Source organism: Burkholderia sp. AU45388, assembly GCF_030481585.1.
GTDB lineage: Bacteria > Pseudomonadota > Gammaproteobacteria > Burkholderiales > Burkholderiaceae > Burkholderia > Burkholderia sola.
In genome coordinates this window covers 1-18902 of the sequence record NZ_JAUJPV010000031.1, presented here as the reverse complement: position 1 = coordinate 18902, position 18902 = coordinate 1, and the positions used below count along the sequence as shown (strand labels likewise).

13 protein-coding genes and 1 rRNA gene are annotated in these 18902 nt (G+C 58.7%); 11 read left to right on the top strand and 3 right to left on the bottom strand.

Annotated features, from left to right (window positions below):
* Positions 1-20: 20 nt before the first annotated feature.
* Together rnpA and rpmH are read right to left on the bottom strand one after the other, a co-directional pair.
* Positions 21-482, bottom strand: a complete 462-nt coding sequence (gene rnpA, locus QZM72_RS32565; protein ID WP_006489941.1) for a ribonuclease P protein component — start codon at positions 480-482, stop codon at positions 21-23.
* 15 nt (positions 483-497) lie between these two features.
* Positions 498-632: a 50S ribosomal protein L34 gene (gene rpmH / locus QZM72_RS32560; protein WP_004198824.1), complete on the bottom strand. Its 135-nt coding sequence runs from the start codon at positions 630-632 to the stop codon at positions 498-500.
* Between the two features lie 421 nt (positions 633-1053).
* On the opposite strand from rpmH, the gene dnaA reads away from it, so the two are divergent.
* The 11 genes from dnaA (at position 1054) to QZM72_RS32505 (ending at position 18353) form a co-directional block, all read left to right on the top strand.
* A complete protein-coding gene (gene dnaA / locus QZM72_RS32555) occupies positions 1054-2631 on the top strand; it encodes a chromosomal replication initiator protein DnaA (protein WP_301740165.1) in 1578 nt (525 codons plus the stop codon).
* 170 nt (positions 2632-2801) lie between these two features.
* Positions 2802-3908, top strand: a complete 1107-nt coding sequence (dnaN, locus tag QZM72_RS32550) for a DNA polymerase III subunit beta (protein WP_006490996.1) — start codon at positions 2802-2804, stop codon at positions 3906-3908.
* Positions 3909-4099: 191 nt separating this feature from the next.
* Positions 4100-6574 (top strand): DNA topoisomerase (ATP-hydrolyzing) subunit B, encoded by a 2475-nt coding sequence (gene gyrB, locus QZM72_RS32545; RefSeq protein ID WP_011546516.1) that lies wholly within the window; start codon positions 4100-4102, stop codon positions 6572-6574.
* 377 nt (positions 6575-6951) lie between these two features.
* Entirely contained in the window at positions 6952-8220 is a 1269-nt protein-coding gene (locus QZM72_RS32540) for a hypothetical protein (protein WP_301740164.1), read from the top strand.
* A gap of 47 nt (positions 8221-8267) precedes the next feature.
* Positions 8268-8927 carry an OmpA family protein gene (locus QZM72_RS32535; protein WP_226159177.1) on the top strand — a complete coding sequence of 220 codons (660 nt, stop codon included), beginning with the start codon at positions 8268-8270 and terminating at the stop codon, positions 8925-8927.
* Positions 8917-9774: an HNH endonuclease gene (locus QZM72_RS32530; RefSeq protein WP_301740163.1), complete on the top strand. Its 858-nt coding sequence runs from the start codon at positions 8917-8919 to the stop codon at positions 9772-9774. Before QZM72_RS32535 ends, QZM72_RS32530 begins: the two co-directional genes overlap by 11 nt.
* 844 nt (positions 9775-10618) lie before the next feature.
* Positions 10619-12457: a class I SAM-dependent DNA methyltransferase gene (locus tag QZM72_RS32525; protein WP_301740162.1), complete on the top strand. Its 1839-nt coding sequence runs from the start codon at positions 10619-10621 to the stop codon at positions 12455-12457.
* On the top strand, positions 12454-13812 hold the full coding sequence (locus QZM72_RS32520) for a restriction endonuclease subunit S (protein WP_301740161.1): 1359 nt from the start codon (positions 12454-12456) through the stop codon (positions 13810-13812). Before QZM72_RS32525 ends, QZM72_RS32520 begins: the two co-directional genes overlap by 4 nt.
* Positions 13809-14741, top strand: a complete 933-nt coding sequence (locus QZM72_RS32515) for a DUF5655 domain-containing protein (RefSeq protein ID WP_301740160.1) — start codon at positions 13809-13811, stop codon at positions 14739-14741. Before QZM72_RS32520 ends, QZM72_RS32515 begins: the two co-directional genes overlap by 4 nt.
* Positions 14742-14795: 54 nt before the next feature.
* Positions 14796-17909 carry a type I restriction endonuclease subunit R gene (locus QZM72_RS32510; protein ID WP_301740159.1) on the top strand — a complete coding sequence of 1038 codons (3114 nt, stop codon included), beginning with the start codon at positions 14796-14798 and terminating at the stop codon, positions 17907-17909.
* A 198-nt stretch (positions 17910-18107) separates the two neighbouring features.
* Entirely contained in the window at positions 18108-18353 is a 246-nt protein-coding gene (locus QZM72_RS32505; protein ID WP_059608924.1) for a SymE family type I addiction module toxin, read from the top strand.
* Positions 18354-18600: 247 nt separating this feature from the next.
* On the opposite strand, the gene rrf is transcribed toward QZM72_RS32505, so the two are convergent.
* Positions 18601-18713 (bottom strand): 5S ribosomal RNA (gene rrf, locus QZM72_RS32500).
* Positions 18714-18902 lie beyond the last annotated feature (189 nt).

Below are 18902 nucleotides of genomic sequence, written 5' to 3'. Positions count from 1 at the left end.
CCGCACCGGGCACGGATGCGTCACTCGGACGCGGGCTTCGACGCCCGGCGCGCGATTTCCCGGACTGCCCTGTCGAGCAGTTCGCGGATCTCGGCCGCGCACATCGCCGCGAGCGGGGCGGAAGCCGCGCTCGGCAGCGCTTTCTTGTCGAAGCGCGTGTGCTGCCGCAGCAGCAGGTCGTAACCGGCGAATTCGGCGCGGCGCAGGCGAAACTGATCGCGCGCCAGCCGCTTCACGAGGTTACGTGTTACTGCACGCGGCGCATACTTCTTGCCGATGACGAGCCCCAGGCGTGCGGGCTGACCGGTCGGCTTGCCGTAGATCACGAAGTGCGCGGAGCGCCGCCAGGGGCGCAAACGAAAAACGGATGAAAATTCATCCGTTTTCAGAAGTCGCGCAGCTTTCGGGAAGGCGGCTTTCGTCTGCGACGGATTCGCACCCGGCTCGACGGCACCTTCCGCAGGACTGCGGACGGCGGACACAGCGCGCAACCTGCCTTAGATGGCGAGGCGCTTGCGGCCCTTCGCGCGGCGAGCGTTGATGACCTTGCGGCCACCTGCCGTCTTCATGCGGACACGGAAGCCATGGGTGCGCTTGCGGCGCGTCACGGACGGTTGGTAAGTACGTTTCATGATGTTCTCACTTGTTCGAGAATGTCGAAATTCAGGGGACCGCGTGCCCTTAACCGGAGGCATTCGGGCGAACGCAATCGCCGGGAATACAGGATTGGTTTTCGCGGAACCCGCTATTTAAACCGTTTTTCCGTTGACGGTCAATACTTTACGAGTCGCTCGCCTGTGCCGGGCCGCGCCGATCCGGCCCCGCGACCCACAAACCCAGCCTGTGGATAAGTCCCGCTGTGGCCGCGTTTGGCGTTAGAATCTCGCCTTATCTCCAAGAATCCCGCACGCCGCTTCGGCTCGCGCCTGCCCCTCCAAGACTGTGACGCAGGCGTCCGAGGCACGCTCGCACGACCGCTTCGGGCCTTGTTGCGCGACTGCGACAAGGGCGCCGGCGAGCCGCGCTGTGCACGCAAAAAACGACAGTTACTTGATGAACGATTTCTGGCAACACTGTTCCGCACTGCTGGAGCGCGAGCTGACGCCCCAGCAGTACGTGACGTGGATCAAACCCTTGGCCCCGGTGGCCTTCGATGCGTCGGCGAACACGCTGTCCATCGCCGCGCCGAACCGCTTCAAGCTGGACTGGGTCAAGAGCCAGTTTTCGGGCCGGATCTCCGATCTGGCCCGTGAATTCTGGAACACGCCGATCGAAGTCCAGTTCGTCCTCGATCCGAAGGCCGGCATGCGCAGCGCCGCCGTAGGCACCGCACCGGCCGCCCCGCGTGCGCCGCTGACCCCGAGCGGCCCGGCCGCGACGGTCGCCGCGATCGCCGCCAACCTGACCGCGAATGCCGCCGCCGCGCCCAGCGCGCCGGCCGACGTGCCGATGACGCCGTCGGCGGCCGCCGCCCACCATCTGAACGCCGACGACGCCGACATCGACCTGCCGAGCCTGCCCGCGCACGAAGCGGCGGCCGGCCGCCGCACGTGGCGTCCGGGCCCGGGCGCCGCGCCCGCCAACGGCGGCGAAGCCGATTCGATGTACGAACGTTCGAAGCTGAACCCGGTGCTCACGTTCGACAACTTCGTGACCGGCAAGGCGAACCAGCTCGCGCGCGCCGCCGCGATCCAGGTGGCGGACAACCCGGGCATCTCGTACAACCCGCTGTTTCTGTACGGCGGCGTCGGCCTCGGCAAGACCCATCTGATCCACGCGATCGGCAACCAGCTGCTGCTCGACAAGGCCGGCGCGCGGATCCGCTACATCCACGCCGAACAATACGTGTCCGACGTGGTGAAGGCGTACCAGCGCAAGGCGTTCGACGACTTCAAGCGCTACTACCATTCGCTCGACCTGCTGCTGATCGACGATATCCAGTTCTTCTCCGGCAAGTCGCGCACGCAAGAGGAATTCTTCTACGCGTTCGAGGCACTGGTCGCGAACAAGGCGCAGGTGATCATCACCAGCGACACGTATCCGAAGGAAATCTCCGGCATCGACGATCGCCTGATCTCGCGCTTCGATTCGGGCCTCACCGTCGCGATCGAGCCGCCCGAGCTTGAAATGCGCGTCGCGATCCTGATGCGCAAGGCGCAGTCGGAATACGTGAACCTGTCGGAAGACGTCGCGTTCTTCGTCGCGAAGCATCTGCGCTCGAACGTGCGCGAACTCGAAGGCGCGCTGCGCAAGATCCTCGCGTATTCGAAGTTCCACGGCCGCGAGATCTCGATCGAGCTGACCAAGGAAGCGCTGAAGGACCTGCTGACCGTGCAGAACCGGCAGATTTCGGTCGAGAACATCCAGAAGACCGTCGCCGACTTCTACAACATCAAGGTCGCGGATATGTACTCGAAGAAGCGCCCCGCGAACATCGCGCGGCCGCGGCAGATTGCGATGTACCTGGCGAAGGAACTCACGCAGAAGAGCCTGCCGGAAATCGGCGAGCTGTTCGGCGGGCGCGATCACACCACCGTGCTGCACGCGGTGCGCAAGATCGCCGACGAGCGCAGCAAGGATGCGCAGCTCAACCACGAGCTGCACGTGCTGGAACAGACGCTGAAGGGCTGAGCGCGCGCACCGCGCTTGATAATTCGGCCTCCGCCCCAATTTAAGGGGGGCGGTTCGGTTTTGAGGCACAATACTGGTTTGACCGCCCCGGTGGTGGCGGGCCAAGAGCCCGGCCGGCGGGGCGCTGCGTGGCTGCTGCGCTGCAGGCCGTTACTCAACGAAGGAACTCTATGCAACTGGTCAAGACCGAACGAGACACCCTCCTCAGGCCGCTGCAAACGGTCAGCGGCATCGTCGAACGCCGCCATACGTTGCCGATCCTCGCCAACCTGCTGATCACCAAGAACGGCCCGGACGTTTCATTCCTGTCGACCGACCTGGAGCTGCAGATCACCACGCGCGCCGATTTCGGCGTCGGCGGCGACCAGATCGCGACCACCGTCGCGGCCCGCAAGCTGCTCGACATCCTGCGCGCGATGCCTGACGGCCAGGTCACGCTGTCGCTCGCCGACAAGCGCCTCACCGTTCAATCGGGCAAGAGCCGCTTCGCACTGCAGACGCTGGCGGCCGACGAGTTCCCGACCGTCGCGCAGGCGAAGGATTTCGGCGCCACGCTCACCGTCCCGCAGAAGTCGTTCCGCCAGTTGCTCGGCATGGTGCACTTCGCGATGGCGCAGCAGGACATCCGCTACTACCTGAACGGCATGCTGCTCGTCGTCGACGGCGACCAGCTGATGGCCGTGGCCACCGACGGCCACCGCCTCGCGTTCTCGTCGATGAAGCTCGAAGGCGGCACGTTCGGCCGCCAGGAAGTCATCGTGCCGCGCAAGACGATTCTCGAGCTGCAGCGCCTGCTCGAGGACATCGACGACACCGTCACCATCGACATCGCGCAAACCCAAGCCAAGTTCACGTTCGGCCAGGTCGAGCTCGTGTCGAAACTCGTCGAGGGCAAGTTCCCCGACTTCCAGCGCGTGATCCCGAAGGCGCACAAGAACACGTTCGAGATCGGCCGTGAAGAACTGCAGCGTTCGCTGCAGCGCGCGGCGATCCTGACCTCGGACAAGTTCAAGGGCGTGCGCTGCATCATCGCGCCGGGCCAGCTGAAGATCATGTCGACCAACGCCGATCAGGAAGAGGCGCAGGAAGAACTCGAAATCGCCTACCAGGGCGATACCGTCGACATCGGCTTCAACGTCACGTATCTGCTCGACGTGCTCGCGAACCTGAAGGTCGACACCGTGCAGGTGAGCCTCGGCGACGCCAGCTCGAGCGCGCTGATCACCGTGCCCGAGAACGACGAGTTCAAGTATGTCGTGATGCCGATGCGCATCTGACGCGCTCGACATCGCGACACACACCAGGGGGCGGCAAGCCCCTTTGGCGTTTTTATGGCGAACCGACAACCCGCCCTTTTGGTGCCTTTTCGGCACTTCGGGCGGGCCAGGAAACTGGAGCGGCCCGGCGATTTCTCGCTGAAACGCACCGCGCCGCCACGAGAGTGGCCCCGCAGAACCGGAAGATATCCATGAGTGAACAGCACAATTCGCAACCCGATAACAGCAGCTACGGCGCTTCGTCGATCCAGATCCTCGAAGGTCTGGAGGCGGTGCGCAAGCGCCCCGGGATGTACATCGGCGACACGTCTGACGGCACCGGTCTGCACCACCTCGTGTTCGAGGTGCTCGACAACTCGATCGACGAAGCGTTGGCCGGGTACTGCAACGACATCCACGTGACGATTCACGCCGACAACTCGATTTCCGTGACCGACAACGGCCGCGGGATTCCGACCGACGTGAAGATGAACGACAAGCACGAGCCGAAGCGCAGCGCCGCCGAGATCGTGATGACCGAGCTGCACGCCGGCGGCAAGTTCGACCAGAACAGCTACAAGGTGTCGGGCGGCCTGCACGGCGTGGGCGTGTCGTGCGTGAACGCGCTGTCGAGCTGGCTGCGCCTCACCGTGCGCCGCGACGGCAAGAAGCGCTTCATGGAATTCCACCGCGGCGTCGCGCAGGATCGCGTGCTCGAGGTGGTGGACGGCGTGGAAGTGTCGCCGATGCTCGTGACCGGCGACACCGAGAACCGCGGCACCGAAGTGCATTTCATGGCCGATCCGACCATTTTCGGCACGGTCGAGTATCACTACGACATCCTCGCGAAGCGGATGCGTGAACTCTCGTTCCTGAACAACGGCGTGCGGATTCGTCTGACCGACCTGCGCTCGGGCAAGGAAGACGATTTCGCGTTCGCCGGCGGTGTGAAGGGCTTCGTCGAGTACATCAACAAGACTAAGACGAACCTGCACCCGACCGTGTTCTTCGCGAACGGCGAGAAGGACGGCGTGGGCGTCGAAGTCGCGATGCAGTGGAACGACAGCTACAACGAGAACGTGCTGTGCTTCACGAACAACATTCCGCAGCGCGACGGCGGCACGCACCTGACCGGCCTGCGGGCCGCGATGACGCGCGTCATCAACAAGTACATCACCGACAACGAAATCGCGAAGAAGGCGAAGGTCGAGACGACCGGCGACGACATGCGCGAAGGGCTGTCGTGCGTGCTGTCCGTGAAGGTACCGGAGCCGAAGTTCAGCTCGCAGACGAAGGACAAGCTGGTTTCTTCCGAGGTTCGTGCGCCGGTTGAGGAAGTTGTGGCGAAGGCGCTGGAAGAGTTCCTGCTGGAAACGCCGATCGACGCGAAAATCATCTGCGGGAAGATCGTTGAAGCTGCTCGGGCGCGGGATGCTGCGCGGAAGGCGCGTGAGATGACGCGCCGCAAGGGCGTGCTCGACGGCGTCGGCCTGCCCGGCAAGCTCGCGGACTGCCAGGAGAAAGACCCGGCGAAGTGCGAAATCTACATCGTCGAGGGTGACTCGGCAGGTGGGTCGGCGAAGCAAGGGCGTGATCGCAAGTTCCAGGCGATCCTGCCGCTGCGCGGCAAGGTGCTGAACGTCGAAAAGGCGCGCTACGACAAGCTGCTGTCGTCGGAGCAGATCGTCACGCTCGTGACCGCGCTTGGGTGCGGCATCGGCAAGGAAGACTACAACCTCGACAAGCTCCGCTATCACCGCATCATCATCATGACCGACGCGGACGTCGACGGTGCGCACATCCGGACGCTGCTGCTCACGTTCCTGTATCGCCAGATGCCGGACATGATCGAGCGCGGGTACGTGTATATCGCGCAGCCGCCGCTTTACAAGATCAAGGCGGGCAAGGACGAGCGGTATCTGAAGGATGACGTGGAGCTCAACGCGCATATGCTGCGGTTGGCGCTGCAAGGCTCGGAGCTGGTGCCGGGTGAGAATGCGGCGGCGATTTCTGGGGATGCGCTTGGGGAGCTGGCAAGGTCGTATCTGCTGTCGCAGAGCGTGATCGATCGGTTGAGCCGGTTGTACGACCCGGCTGCGCTGGAAGCGGTTATGGATGGGGTGGTGATCGATCTCTCCAATGAGGAGTCGACCGAGGCTTCGGCTAAGGCGCTGCACGCTGCGTTGCATGATGAAGCGCTGAAGAACGAAGTGCGGGTTGTGCCTTCGTATGACGCGGTTCGTGAACAGCGGGCGCTGCATGTCGAGCGCACGCATCACGGCAACGTGCGAGTTTCGGTCATCGACCAGGAATTCCAGCACACGGCGGATTATCAGCAGCTCGTGACGACGGCGAATACGTTCAAGGGGCTTATTGGGGAAGGTGCGGTCATCAAGCGCGGTGAGCGCAGCATGGCCGTGGCGGACTTCAAGAGCGCGATGAAGTGGCTGTTGGCGGATGCTGAGCGGAACGTGTCGAAGCAACGCTATAAGGGCCTCGGCGAGATGAACCCCGAGCAGCTGTGGGAAACGACGATGGATCCGGCAGTGCGGCGTCTGCTGCGTGTGCAGATCGAGGATGCTATTGCTGCGGATGGGATCTTTACTACCCTCATGGGGGATGATGTCGAGCCGCGGCGGGCGTTTATTGAGTCGAATGCGTTGCGGGCGGGGAATATTGACGTATAAGGTGCTTCGTAACTAGACGTATAACGCAAAAATACTGGGCCCATAGGCTGACAAGCTTATGGGCCTTTTTCATTGATAGTTCGAATTTATGCCGAGACCATCAATGCACATAAATTCCCCTCCATCATTCCAAAAGCCCCCGCCAGCTTGAAGGAAACGTAGCACGAGCTCTGACAAATTTTTATAATGGTGTAAAGTTTAGAAAAATGATGCCGTAGTCACGACTAAGCGACGTCCATGCCAACAAATGAAGCCTGGGTGCTAGCAGCTATACCGGCCGCATTCGTTATGGCGTTGAACGTGAAGATGCAAAAAACCACAGCGAGATCAATCGAATAATGATGCTAAGAATTTTCCTTTGCCTCGTAGGCATCGCATTGTCACCGTCCGTCTTTGCCAGCGACTCCGCGGCAGACATCCTGACAGATGTTCCGACAATGTTTTTTATCGGGGTGAACGTTCTACTGACGTGGTACTTCGGGTTTCGTAAGTTTGACAGATTTTCTGTTTCGCATGGCCCAGAAGTATTGACCACCGTTGGCATCTTGGGATGCTTTTTCAGCATTGCACTGGCACTCTTGCATTTCGATTCGACCAATGTCTCCGACAGCGTGCCGCATCTTTTGGAAGGTGTGAGAACAGCTTTTTGGGCATCTGTCAGTGGCGTCGCGGGATCGTTGATTCTTCGCTACCGGCATTACACTCGAAAAACTCCGATACCTCAGACCGAAGGCACCCCGAAGGCAGCCACGCTCGATGATGTCGTTGCAGCGACGCAGGGATTGCAGCGGAGCCTGTCGGGGACCGAAGAAGGCAGTCTTCTGTCTCAACTTAAGCTAATGCGTCAAGAGCAAGGCGACGAATTACGTGCACTCAGGTCGTCTTTTGACACGTTCGCTCAACGTATGTCGGAAGATGGTTCGAAGGCACTCATCGACGCGCTAAAAGAGGTCATCCGAGACTTCAACACAAAAATAAGCGAACAGTTTGGCGAGAATTTCCGGCACCTCAACGCCGCTGTTGAAAAGCTCGTCGTTTGGCAACAGCAATACAAGGAGGAGTTGGATAAGCTGCAGGTCCTCCAGAAATCCTCGGCGGAGGATTTGAGAAATGCTTCAGCCAGTCTCGGTGTCTTCATTGACAGGGCCGGCGGATTCGCGAATACCGCAGCAGCACTCGAGAACACGTTACGAGGTCTCGCGCAGCAACATCATCAGATTGATCAGTCGCAGCGCTCGATGGCCGAGGTGTTACTCCAGATGAAGGACGTCACACCGCAATTCTCGCGCAAGGTTGATGAAATGACTGAGTCGATGAAACAAGGCGTGGCGAAAGTGCAGGCTGATGTATCGGATGTTGTAAGGAACTTGGGCTCGCAGATGCAAGCCTCCTCATCAGAAATGAAACAGCTCCTCACCGACACTCTACGAAAATCCCAGACCGACGTGAATGATAGCCTTACGCGCTCCATGGAGGCGGTACGTCAGAGCGTTGTTGCTCTCGACAAGGGCCTTCAGGAAGAACTCAATAAGAGCCTCGAGTCGCTTGGCAGGCAACTGGCATCACTGTCAGAAAAGTTTGTGGCGGACTACACGCCACTCACCGATCGCCTGCGCGAAGTCGTTCGTATCGCTGGCGCTGCGTGAGGTGAAGTGTGGACTCGGAACAAAGCAATCAGTCGTATTGGATACCAATGGCCGACCTGATGACCGGCCTGATGTTGGTCTTCATGCTTTTGACCGCAGCATTCATGCTTCGTGTCGAGAAGACCACTACGTTGGTCGTCAAAGAGTATGAGACGACGAAGAAGGACATGCAGCTGGCACTACAAAAGGAGTTCCAGAAAGACCTTAAGCAGTGGAACGCGGAAATCCTTGGGGATATGACCATCAGATTCAATGACCCAACGGTGCTGTTCGCAACGGGGTCATCGGAGCTTCGGCCACGGTTTAAGGAAGTGTTGGGACGGTTCTTCCCCCGCTACGTTGGTCTACTCACGTCGCCGCAGTTCAAGGACGCTGTGAAGGAAATCCGCATTGAAGGACACACAAGCGCGGCATGGACTGGCACCACTGATGAGCGGACCGCGTACTTCAAAAACATGGAGCTCTCTCAAGCACGTACGCGCAGCACGCTCGAATACCTGTTGTCGTTGCAATCAGTACAACCGACGGAAAAGTGGCTGATTCAGCACGTGACAGCAAACGGACTTTCGTCATCGCATCCAATATCACCTGATGCTCGTTCCGCTACCGCGCAACTCGCCAACCAACGCGTCGAGTTCCGCATTGTTACCAACGCAAGCGACAAGATGGACCTCATTGCTCAGAAGTTACAAAAAAATGGCCATTAAGCTACCTGATTTCTTGACATGGTCCACACTCAACGGGCTGCGGCATAAGATGCGTGCCCCCCTGATCGAGCAATTTGGCTCGGATCTTAAATTTACCGAAATTGAATTGCCCGTTATTGAGCGTCTTCAGGGTGAGGGAATTGACGTCACTGCCGATCAGATTCAGGTTCTGAATGACGGCACACTCGCATATAAGGGCTATCGCGTCTTAGTTTACATCAGAGATATTCCCGTCATAGGGAATCGCGAAAACATGCCTAAGTACCACTTCTCGCACTGCAAGACGCTCGAAACTATGTATAGAAATCAGCGAGCTGAGCGATATGTTGTGGCCAACTCCGATTCCGGCCTTTTTCAAGTTAACGTAATGGATGGTGGCGTGCGGTCCGAGCAAGTACGGCTGAGTGTTTGTCAGAACTGTCTCGCCCATATCCACTGGAATGGATTTGACATGCAGATGGCTCGCTCAAATCGTATTGCCATTGTCGGGCATTTCAAACTCGTCGATTTCTTCGCCAAGTATCCACGGGATTTGATGTCAGTAACACCAAGGTATTCGTCAGTGACAGCACCGATGAACACATATACTGATGACTGGGGGGAGGTATCCGCCAAAACGCGTAGCCGGCGCGGCTTCAAGTGCGAGAAGTGCCCCATCATCCTAATCGGCGCAGAATCCAAGTACCTGCATGTGCACCATCGGAACGGCCAGAAGCACGACAACCGAGATGAGAACCTCGAAGTTTTGTGCATCGGTTGTCATGCGGATGAGCCTCTGCATGCGCACATGAAATCGCTCCCGGAATACCGGGAGTTTATTCGCAAGCATCGTGGAAAACACAAATAACTTAATTCAATTGATGATTTCAAATTTTCCACAACTCACCCCATCATAGAATATGGATTTGAAAAAAAGAGCTGCTATATGGGGTACAATACTGAGCACCTAGTTCGCCATCCGCTCACACCTAAAAGATCGCCCAATGATTACCTTTGAGTCTTCTATCTCAAAGCAAGAGTTAGTATCCAATGGCACCTTCTCCGCCTCAGAAATGCGACAGAACAACTCCTCGTCTTTCATTCCGTTCGAGTTTGCTCGCCGCGTGGAGCGCCGGTCCGGTTGATTGCCAATCGACATCGTATTGCGCCACGCGTGTGCAATCAACCGAAGAATTTGCTCCTCTATCCAGGCCAAGAAATTTTTGTTCAAGTCGATCTTACCGGTTTCAATACGTCCTTCATTGCTCTACTTCACTAGAATTTTTTGCCCGGCGGTTGGGATATTCCTCGTGTCGCACCTTTTGGGTAACGCGAAAACAACGCGTATCAAAGCGACAGTACGATTTTCTCGGGAACTCATCTACATGGGACAACGAGACGAACTGATTGTCCTAACAATTCAATCGTCACATTGATCCCGACACGCCAGCGATGTCTCGAGGACAACAGTTACCGTCTGATTCACTCCTCGAGCGTAGTTCTAGGTTACATCTCCTTCCGCCAACTTCGCCGGATGGTAGTTCATCTGAGGAAGCGCGAGTTCGAATCAGGCATCCGACGACAGCCCCGCCGTAAAAGGTAAGGGGTAAAATCAAGCCCTTTTCTTGCTGTTATCGAGATCAACTGTGCGTTCCGCACAGGCAAAAGGTGACTGGCTCAACACTCCAATCTGCGCATATAAGGCATCATCGATGAATCATCAGGCGCTATCTTCGTTTATCTGGTCGGTCGCAGACCTGCTGCGTGGCGACTACAAACAGTCGGAGTACGGCAGGGTCATCCTGCCGTTCACGGTCCTGCGCCGTCTTGATTGCGTTCTTGAATCCACCAAGACCGCAGTGCTCGCGGAGTTCGATGCCAAAACGAAGGCCGGCCTGAATCCCGACCCGTTCCTCGTCCGCAAGGCCGGCCAGTCGTTCTACAACACATCCCCGCTCGACCTGGTCAAGCTTCTCGGTGACCAGGACCATATCCGCCAGAACCTGTACGCCTACATCCAAGCCTTCTCGCCAGCCGCCCGCGACATCTTTGAGCGCTTCGACTTCTACACCCAGATTGAGCGTCTGGCCAAGGCCAATCTGCTTTATCTGGTGACTGAGAAATTCGCGAACATTGACCTTCATCCCGCCGCCGTCGACAACGCCCAGATGGGGCTGGTGTTCGAGGAGCTGATTCGCAAGTTTGCGGAAATTTCGAACGAGACGGCCGGGGAACACTTCACCCCGCGCGAGGTCATCCGCCTGATGGTCAACCTGCTGTTCATCGAGGACGATGATGTGCTCGCACCGGGCAACGCAGTGGTCCGGACCATCTACGACCCGACGGCCGGCACCGGCGGCATGCTGTCAGTGGCGGGCGAACATCTGCTGGAGCACAACCCGGCTGCCCGCCTGACCATGTTCGGCCAGGAACTCAACGACGAGTCGTACGCCATTTGCAAGGCGGACATGCTTATCAAGGGCCAGGACGTCGCGAACATTGTCGCCGGCAACACGCTCTCGGACGACGGTCATGGCGGGCGCAAGTTCGACTACATGCTCTCCAATCCACCGTTCGGCGTCGAGTGGAAGAAGGTCGAGAAGGCGGTGCGGACCGAGCACGAACAGAAAGGTTTCGATGGCCGCTTCGGTCCGGGTCTGCCACGCGTGTCGGATGGCTCGATGCTGTTCCTGCTGCACCTCATCAGCAAGATGCGTCCGGCGCAGGATGGCGGCAGCCGCTTCGGCATCGTGCTGAACGGCTCGCCATTGTTCACTGGCGGTGCCGGTTCGGGCGAATCGGAAATCCGCCGCTACGTGCTGGAGAACGACCTGGTGGAGGCCATCGTCGGCCTGCCCACCGACATGTTTTACAACACGGGCATCGCGACCTACGTGTGGATTCTTTCGAACAGGAAGCCTGCAAGGCGCAAGGGTTACGTGCAACTGATTGATGCGTCCAGCTTCTGGCAGAAGATGCGAAAGAGCCTGGGTAGCAAGCGCCGGGAAATGTCCGACGACCACATCGACACGGTCACGCGCCTATTCGGCGATTTCATGGAAGCTGAACTCACGACGGTGCTTAATGCCGACGGCGCGGAAGTTGGTCGTTGGGTCGTGCCGGCGGGCAGCAATGCCCCAGATGTGCCAGCCGGGGGCAAACTTAAGTCCGTGCCAATTTCGCGGATTTTCCGGAACGAGGACTTTGGCTACACGACGATTACGGTGGAGCGGCCGCTGCGTGATGAGCGCGGTAATGTCGTGTTCGGCATCAAGGGCAAGCAAAAGGGCAAGCCGCAGGCGGACAGCGCGTTGCGCGATACCGAGAACGTGCCGCTCGCTGAGGATATCGGAGCGTACTTCGACCGGGAGGTGCTGCCGCACGCACCGGACGCCTGGATAGATGAAGAGAAGAGCAAGGTTGGCTATGAAATTCCGTTCAACCGGCACTTCTATGTGTTCGAACCGCCCCGCGACCTGCACACAATCGACGAGGAGCTGAAGGCGGTGTCCGCCAACATCATGAAGATGCTCGAGGAATTGGCGGAATGAGCGTGCCGACTTATCCGAACTACCAGGGCAGTGGATTGCAATGGCTTGGCGATGTGCCGGCACATTGGAAATTCAAGCGGTTACGCGTTGTCGCTGAACTGAATCCGTCCAGGTCGGAAATCGACGATTTCGAACGCGATGAGGAGGTTTCGTTTCTGCCCATGGAAGCCATTGGTGACGACGGCTCCTTGAACCTCGAACGAACACGCCCCATCCGACAGGTCGAAACCGGATATACCTATTTCCGCGACGGAGATGTGACACTCGCCAAAATCACCCCCTGCTTCGAAAACGGAAAGGGGGCGCTCATGCGTGGACTTCAAGGAGGGGTCGGATTTGGCACGACGGAACTTATTGTTGCGCGACCCAGGCCCGCCCATACTTCCGGCGAGTACCTGAACTGGATTTTTCGCTCGCCCGGTTTCCGTCAGCAGGGCGAAGCCAGCATGTACGGCGCGGGCGGTCAGAAGCGCGTGCCAGATGATTTCGTCAGAAACTTTGCTTGGGCGTTTCCGCCCTTGCCAGAACAGACCGCCATCGCCGCCTTCCTCGACCGGGAGACCAGCAAGATTAACTCGCTGATTGCCGAGCAGGAAAAGCTCCTCACCCTGCTGACAGAAAAGCGCCAGGCGACCATCTCGCACGCCGTCACGCGGGGCCTCAGCCCTGACGCGCCGATGAAGGATTCCGGCGTGGTATGGCTGGGGGACGTGCCGGCGCATTGGAAGGTAGTGCCGCTGGCATATCGTTACAACATCCAATTGGGGAAGATGCTCGACTCGGCCAAGATTACGGGCGACCACCTGCGTCCTTACCTTCGGGTATTTGACGTCCAGTGGGGGTACATCAACACCGATGAACTCCCGGTAATGGATTTCGACGAGGATGCACGAGAGAAATTTAGACTTGCTCCGGGAGACATATTGGTCAATGAGGGTGGCAGTTATCCTGGCCGGTCTGCTATTTGGAGAGGCACCCTTGACGAGTGCTACTACCAAAAAGCTCTGCATAGGCTTCGTCCATACTCGGCTGAAACAGATACGACCCAGTTTTTTTACTACGTCCTGTTCTGGGCAGCGCATCATGGCGTTTTCTCTTACGGCGGTAACGAGACAACCATCGAACATCTCCCCGCAGAAAAGCTTCGACGCTATCGGTTCGCGTTCCCACCAATTGAGGAGCAGTCGCAGATTGCAACGTTCCTCAATGTCGAAACTGCGAAACTAGATGCTTTGAGGGCCGAAGCCGAACGCGCCATCGACCTACTTAAAGAGCGCCGCAGTGCCCTAATTGCCTCCGCCGTTACCGGCAAAATCGACGTGCGCGGCGCCGTGCTGCAGGAGCTGGCCGCATGAGCGACATCCAGCTATTTCGCCTGTCGAACGGCAGCGCAAGCGAGCTACCGAGCCAGGCCGCGAAGCTGGAGAAGCAGTTGCAGGGCCTCATCGAAGCGAACCTGCCGACGTTTCTCGGCGTCCGCTTCCTCGCCAGCGAGTATACGACCGGCAAGACCCACAAGGGCCGAATCGATTCCCTCGGCCTAGACGAGAACGGTTGCCCCGTCATCATCGAGTACAAGCGTCACAGCAACGAAAACGTCATCAATCAGGGGCTCTTCTACCTAGACTGGCTGCTCGACCACCAGGCGGAGTTCCGCTGGCTAGTGATGGAAAAGCTGGGGAAGGATGTAGCGGACCAAATCGAGTGGACCGGCACGCGCCTGCTATGCATTGCAGCCGATTTCACGCGTTACGACGAACATGCGGTCCAGCAGATTCCGCGCAATATCGAACTGCTTCGCTACAAGCTGTTTGGTGACGACCTGCTGTTGCTTGAGCTGGTGAACGCCCAGAGCGTCCCGGATGCTACAGCGGTCAAGCCTGCGCCGGCCGATATAGTCGACGAACCGGAAAGCTCGAAGTCTAGCGGCAAGGACAGGTCGCTGGACGAGCAGCTTGCCCACGCGCCCATCGAGATTCGCGACCTATACGCGCAGACAGCCAGCTATGTTACCGCCCTGGGCGACGACGTACAGGAAAATCGCCTGAAGTTCTACACGGCCTTCCGGCGCCTGAAGAATTTCGCCTGCGTCATTGCCTATCCGAATCGGCTGCTGGTTATGCTGAAGCTCGACCCGGCGTCGGTCACGCTGGAGGACGGTTTCAGCCGCGACGTCAGTGAAATCGGTCACTGGGGCACCGGCGATGTCGAACTGACTCTACGCACGCAGGCAGACCTGGAGCGCGCGAAACCGCTGCTGCAACGCAGTTACACCGAAGGCTGAACGGGCCTCCACACTCCTTACCCAAGAACAATATTGAACGTACCGGGGCCATCCATGAGCGACCTGCACCAAGAACATCACTTCGAAGCCGAAATCTGCGAGTCCCTCGCGACCAATGGATGGCTCTACGCCGAAGATGATGCAGCGCACTTCGACCGCACCAACGCGCTCTTCATGCCCGACCTGCTGGCGTGGATTGAAACTACCCAGCCCGATACCTGGCAGCGCCTGAGCAAGACGCATGGTCCCGCGCTTCACGAGCGTCTGGCTGAACGGGTCCGCAAGAGCCTGAACGAGCGTGGCACGCTCGATGTGCTGCGTCGGGGCGTCGAGATGTTGGGCCTGAAAGAGCCGCTCTTGCTAGTGCAGTTCAAACCCGCGCTAGCCATCAACCCAGTCATCCAGCAGCGCTATGCTGCCAACCGTCTGCGCGTGGTGCGCCAGGTCCGTCATTCGCCGAACCAGCCGCAGGACGCGCTGGACCTCGTGATGTTCGTTAATGGCATCCCCGTCGCGACCGCCGAACTGAAATCAGACTTTACGCAGAGCGTGCAGGACGCAGTGGACCAGTACCGTTTTGACCGTAATCCGCAGCCGAAGAGCGGACAGGTCGAGCCCCTTCTCAGCTTTCCCGGCGGGGCGCTCGTGCATTTCGCCGTCAGTCAGACCGAGGTGATGATGACCACCCGGCTGGCCGGCACGGCCACCTCCTTCCTGCCATTCAACCGTGGCAATGCCGGCGCCGCAGGGAACGTACCCAATCCGGAAGGCTTTGCCACTGCCTATCTGTGGGAAGAGGTGTGGGCGCGTGACAGCTGGCTCAACATCCTGCACCGCTACCTGATTGGCAAGCGCGATGACAAGAAACAGCTCCAGAATGTCATCTTCCCGCGCTATCACCAACTCGATGCGACACGCAGGCTCGTTGCCGACGTGCTGGCCCAGGGGGCTGGTCAGCGTTATCTGATTCAGCACTCTGCGGGCTCGGGCAAGACCAATTCGATTGCGTGGACGGCGCACTTTCTCGCCGACTTGCACGATGCGGACCACCACAAGATGTTCGACAGCGTCCTTGTGGTATCGGACCGCACCGTGCTCGACGCCCAGTTGCAGGATGCCATCTTCGACTTCGAGCGCACCACCGGCATAGTGGCCACCATCACCAACGAGCACGGCAGCAAAAGCGCCCAGCTCGGCCAGGCGCTAAAAGACGGCAAGAAAATCATCGTCTGCACCATTCAGACCTTTCCGTTCGCGCTGCAGGCAGTCCAAGAACTGTCTGCCACTGAAGGTAAGCGCTTCGCGGTCATTGCAGATGAGGCGCATAGCTCGCAGACCGGAGAGGCCGCATCCAAGCTCAAACAGTTGCTATCCGCCGAGGAATGGGCCGACCTACAGGATGGCGGCGAAATTGACACCGAAGCGTTACTCGCAGCGCAAATGGAGGCCCGGACTGGCGTCAAGGGGCTGACCTATATTGCGTTCACCGCGACGCCGAAGCAAAAGACACTGGAGCTGTTTGGCCGCCCTGGACCGGACGGTCTGCCGGAGCCGTTTCACGTGTATTCGATGCGCCAAGCCATCGAAGAAGGCTTCATCCTTGATGTGCTCAAGAATTACACGACCTACAAGCTCGCGTTCAAGCTGGCTCATGACGGCGAGGAATACGACGAGAAGCAGGTTGAACGCAGTGCCGCAATGAAGGGCATCATGCAGTGGGTCCGGCTGCATCCGTACAACATTGCGCAAAAGGTGCAAATTGTCGTCGAACACTACCGCGAGAATGTCCAGCCCCTGCTCGACGGCAAGGCGAAAGCGATGGTCGTCGTCGCGAGCCGCAAGGAGGCTGTGCGCTGGCAGAAGGCAATTCGAGCGTACATCGAGAGACAGAATTATCCGCTCGGTGTGCTGGTGGCGTTCTCCGGCGAAATCGACGACCCCGACAGTTATCCAGCGTCCGTGACCGAGACCAGCAGCGAACTGAATCCCGGCCTGAAGGGACGCGACATCCGCGACGCCTTCGCCGAACCCGACTATCATCTGCTGCTCGTCGCCAATAAATTCCAGACAGGCTTCGACCAGCCGTTGCTCTGCGGCATGTACGTCGACAAAATGCTCGGCGGCATACAGGCCGTGCAGACGCTGTCGCGCCTGAATCGCGCCTACCTTGGAAAGGACAACACGTACATCCTCGACTTCGTCAACGACGCGCCCGAAATCCTCAAGGCCTTCAAAACGTACTATGAGACCGCCCAGCTCGAGGCAACGACCGACCCGCACCATGTCTATGACCTGCGTGCCAAGCTAGACACGGCTGGCTACTACGACGACTTCGAGGTCAACCGCGTGGCGAAGGTTGAACTCGACCCGAAGGGCACCCAGGCACAGTTGCAGGCCGCTATCGCCCCCGTCGCTGACCGGCTGCTCAAGCGCTACAAGGCTGCGCATGCAGACAAGGCAGCGGCTGAGGCACAGCATGACAACAGGGCCGCCCAGACCGCCAAGGACACCCTCGACGCCCTGGCCCTGTTCAAGAACGACATGGGGGCGTTCTTGCGCCTGTATGCGTTTCTGTCGCAGATTTTTGACTACGGTAATACCGATATCGAGAAACGTTTCCTCTTCTACAAGCGGCTAATCCCCCTCCTGGAATTCGGTCGTGAGCGCGACGCGGTTGACCTGTCCAAGGTTACGCTGACGCACCATACCCTGAGAAACACCGGGCGCCAGCAACTGAGCCTGGGCCACGGAGACATACCTAAGCTCCCACCGATGGATGCTGTCGGCAGCGGTGCAGTCCACGAAAGGGAAAAGGCCTTCCTCGACGAAATCATCCAGAAGGTCAACGGCCTGTTCGACGGTGAGCTGACCGACGACGACCAGCTCGTGTACGTGAACGGCGTGCTCAAGGGCAAACTGCTGGAAAACGCGCTACTGGTGCAACAAGCCGCCAGCAACAGCAAGGAGCAATTCGCCAACTCCCCCGACCTGACGGCTGCTCTGATGCACGCCATCATCGACGCATTCGATGCGCACACCACGATGAGCAAGCAAGCGCTCGATTCGGAGCGGGTGCGCGACGGCCTGAAGGACATCTTGCTGGGGCCGGCCCAACTTTATGAAGCGCTGCGGGCTCGCTCAGACGCCTCACCACGACCACATGCGTAGGCGTTGGATTCCGCTCGCCGCGATTTCCTGCGGCGAAAACTCAAGAAGCTATGCCGATTGGCCACTCGTTGCATTTTCCATATTTCGAGATGACCAGTTAGGTACACTCAAATTGCGTCACCGCAAAAAAGCGCGGGCCGCATGGGCTGCCACCCATACGACCCGCTGACCACAACCAACTCACACCAGGAGTCGGAAATGGCTAACGCCAATCATAAGTCACGCCCCGTCGTAACGGAACGCTTCGTCACGGTTCAAGAGTCAGCGCGCCATCATTCCTTGTCTAGAGTTCTCCGTGCTATCAGAGCGCACCGGAAGCTGAACACGACGTATTTCCCGTGGATCAAAATCGCGGGAGTATGGCTCGAGGACGCGGGATTCGAGGCTGGAGAACGCGTCCGGATTACTGTCGAGGACAAGCGGCTCATCATCACGCCGATGTGATCGGCGCATTGCCCATGGTGGGCGTCGCAAGTCACCATCGTTCAGGTAGCTCAGTACCCGAGACTCGATACCGTTAGTAACTGTGACAAGCGACGATTGCGATGCAAGCGCAGCGGGCCAGACACTCAGGTCCGCTGCCGTTTAGCCTGTCGGCACGAGCTGCAACCTATACCGGGCGCACCGCACATTTCCGCCGCACAAATGCAAAAACCCCCGCCTTGTCGGGCGGGGGTTTCTGGCTTAGGGAGCCTGACGATTACCTACTTTCACACGGGAATCCGCACTATCATCGGCGTAGAGTCGTTTCACGGTCCTGTTCGGGATGGGAAGGGGTGGGACCGACTCGCTATGGTCATCAGGCAAAGAGGGTTGTTCTGCTGGCGTGGCCAACAGAACCAATCTGGGAAGAAGCAGTAATTTAGGTTGTGTGTATCACACACGAGAATCCAACTTGTCGCTTTGGATCGCGGCCAGTGCTTGCGCACGGCGCCGATCTACAAGGCAGACTTGTTATAGGATCAAGCCTTACGGGCAATTAGTATCAGTTAG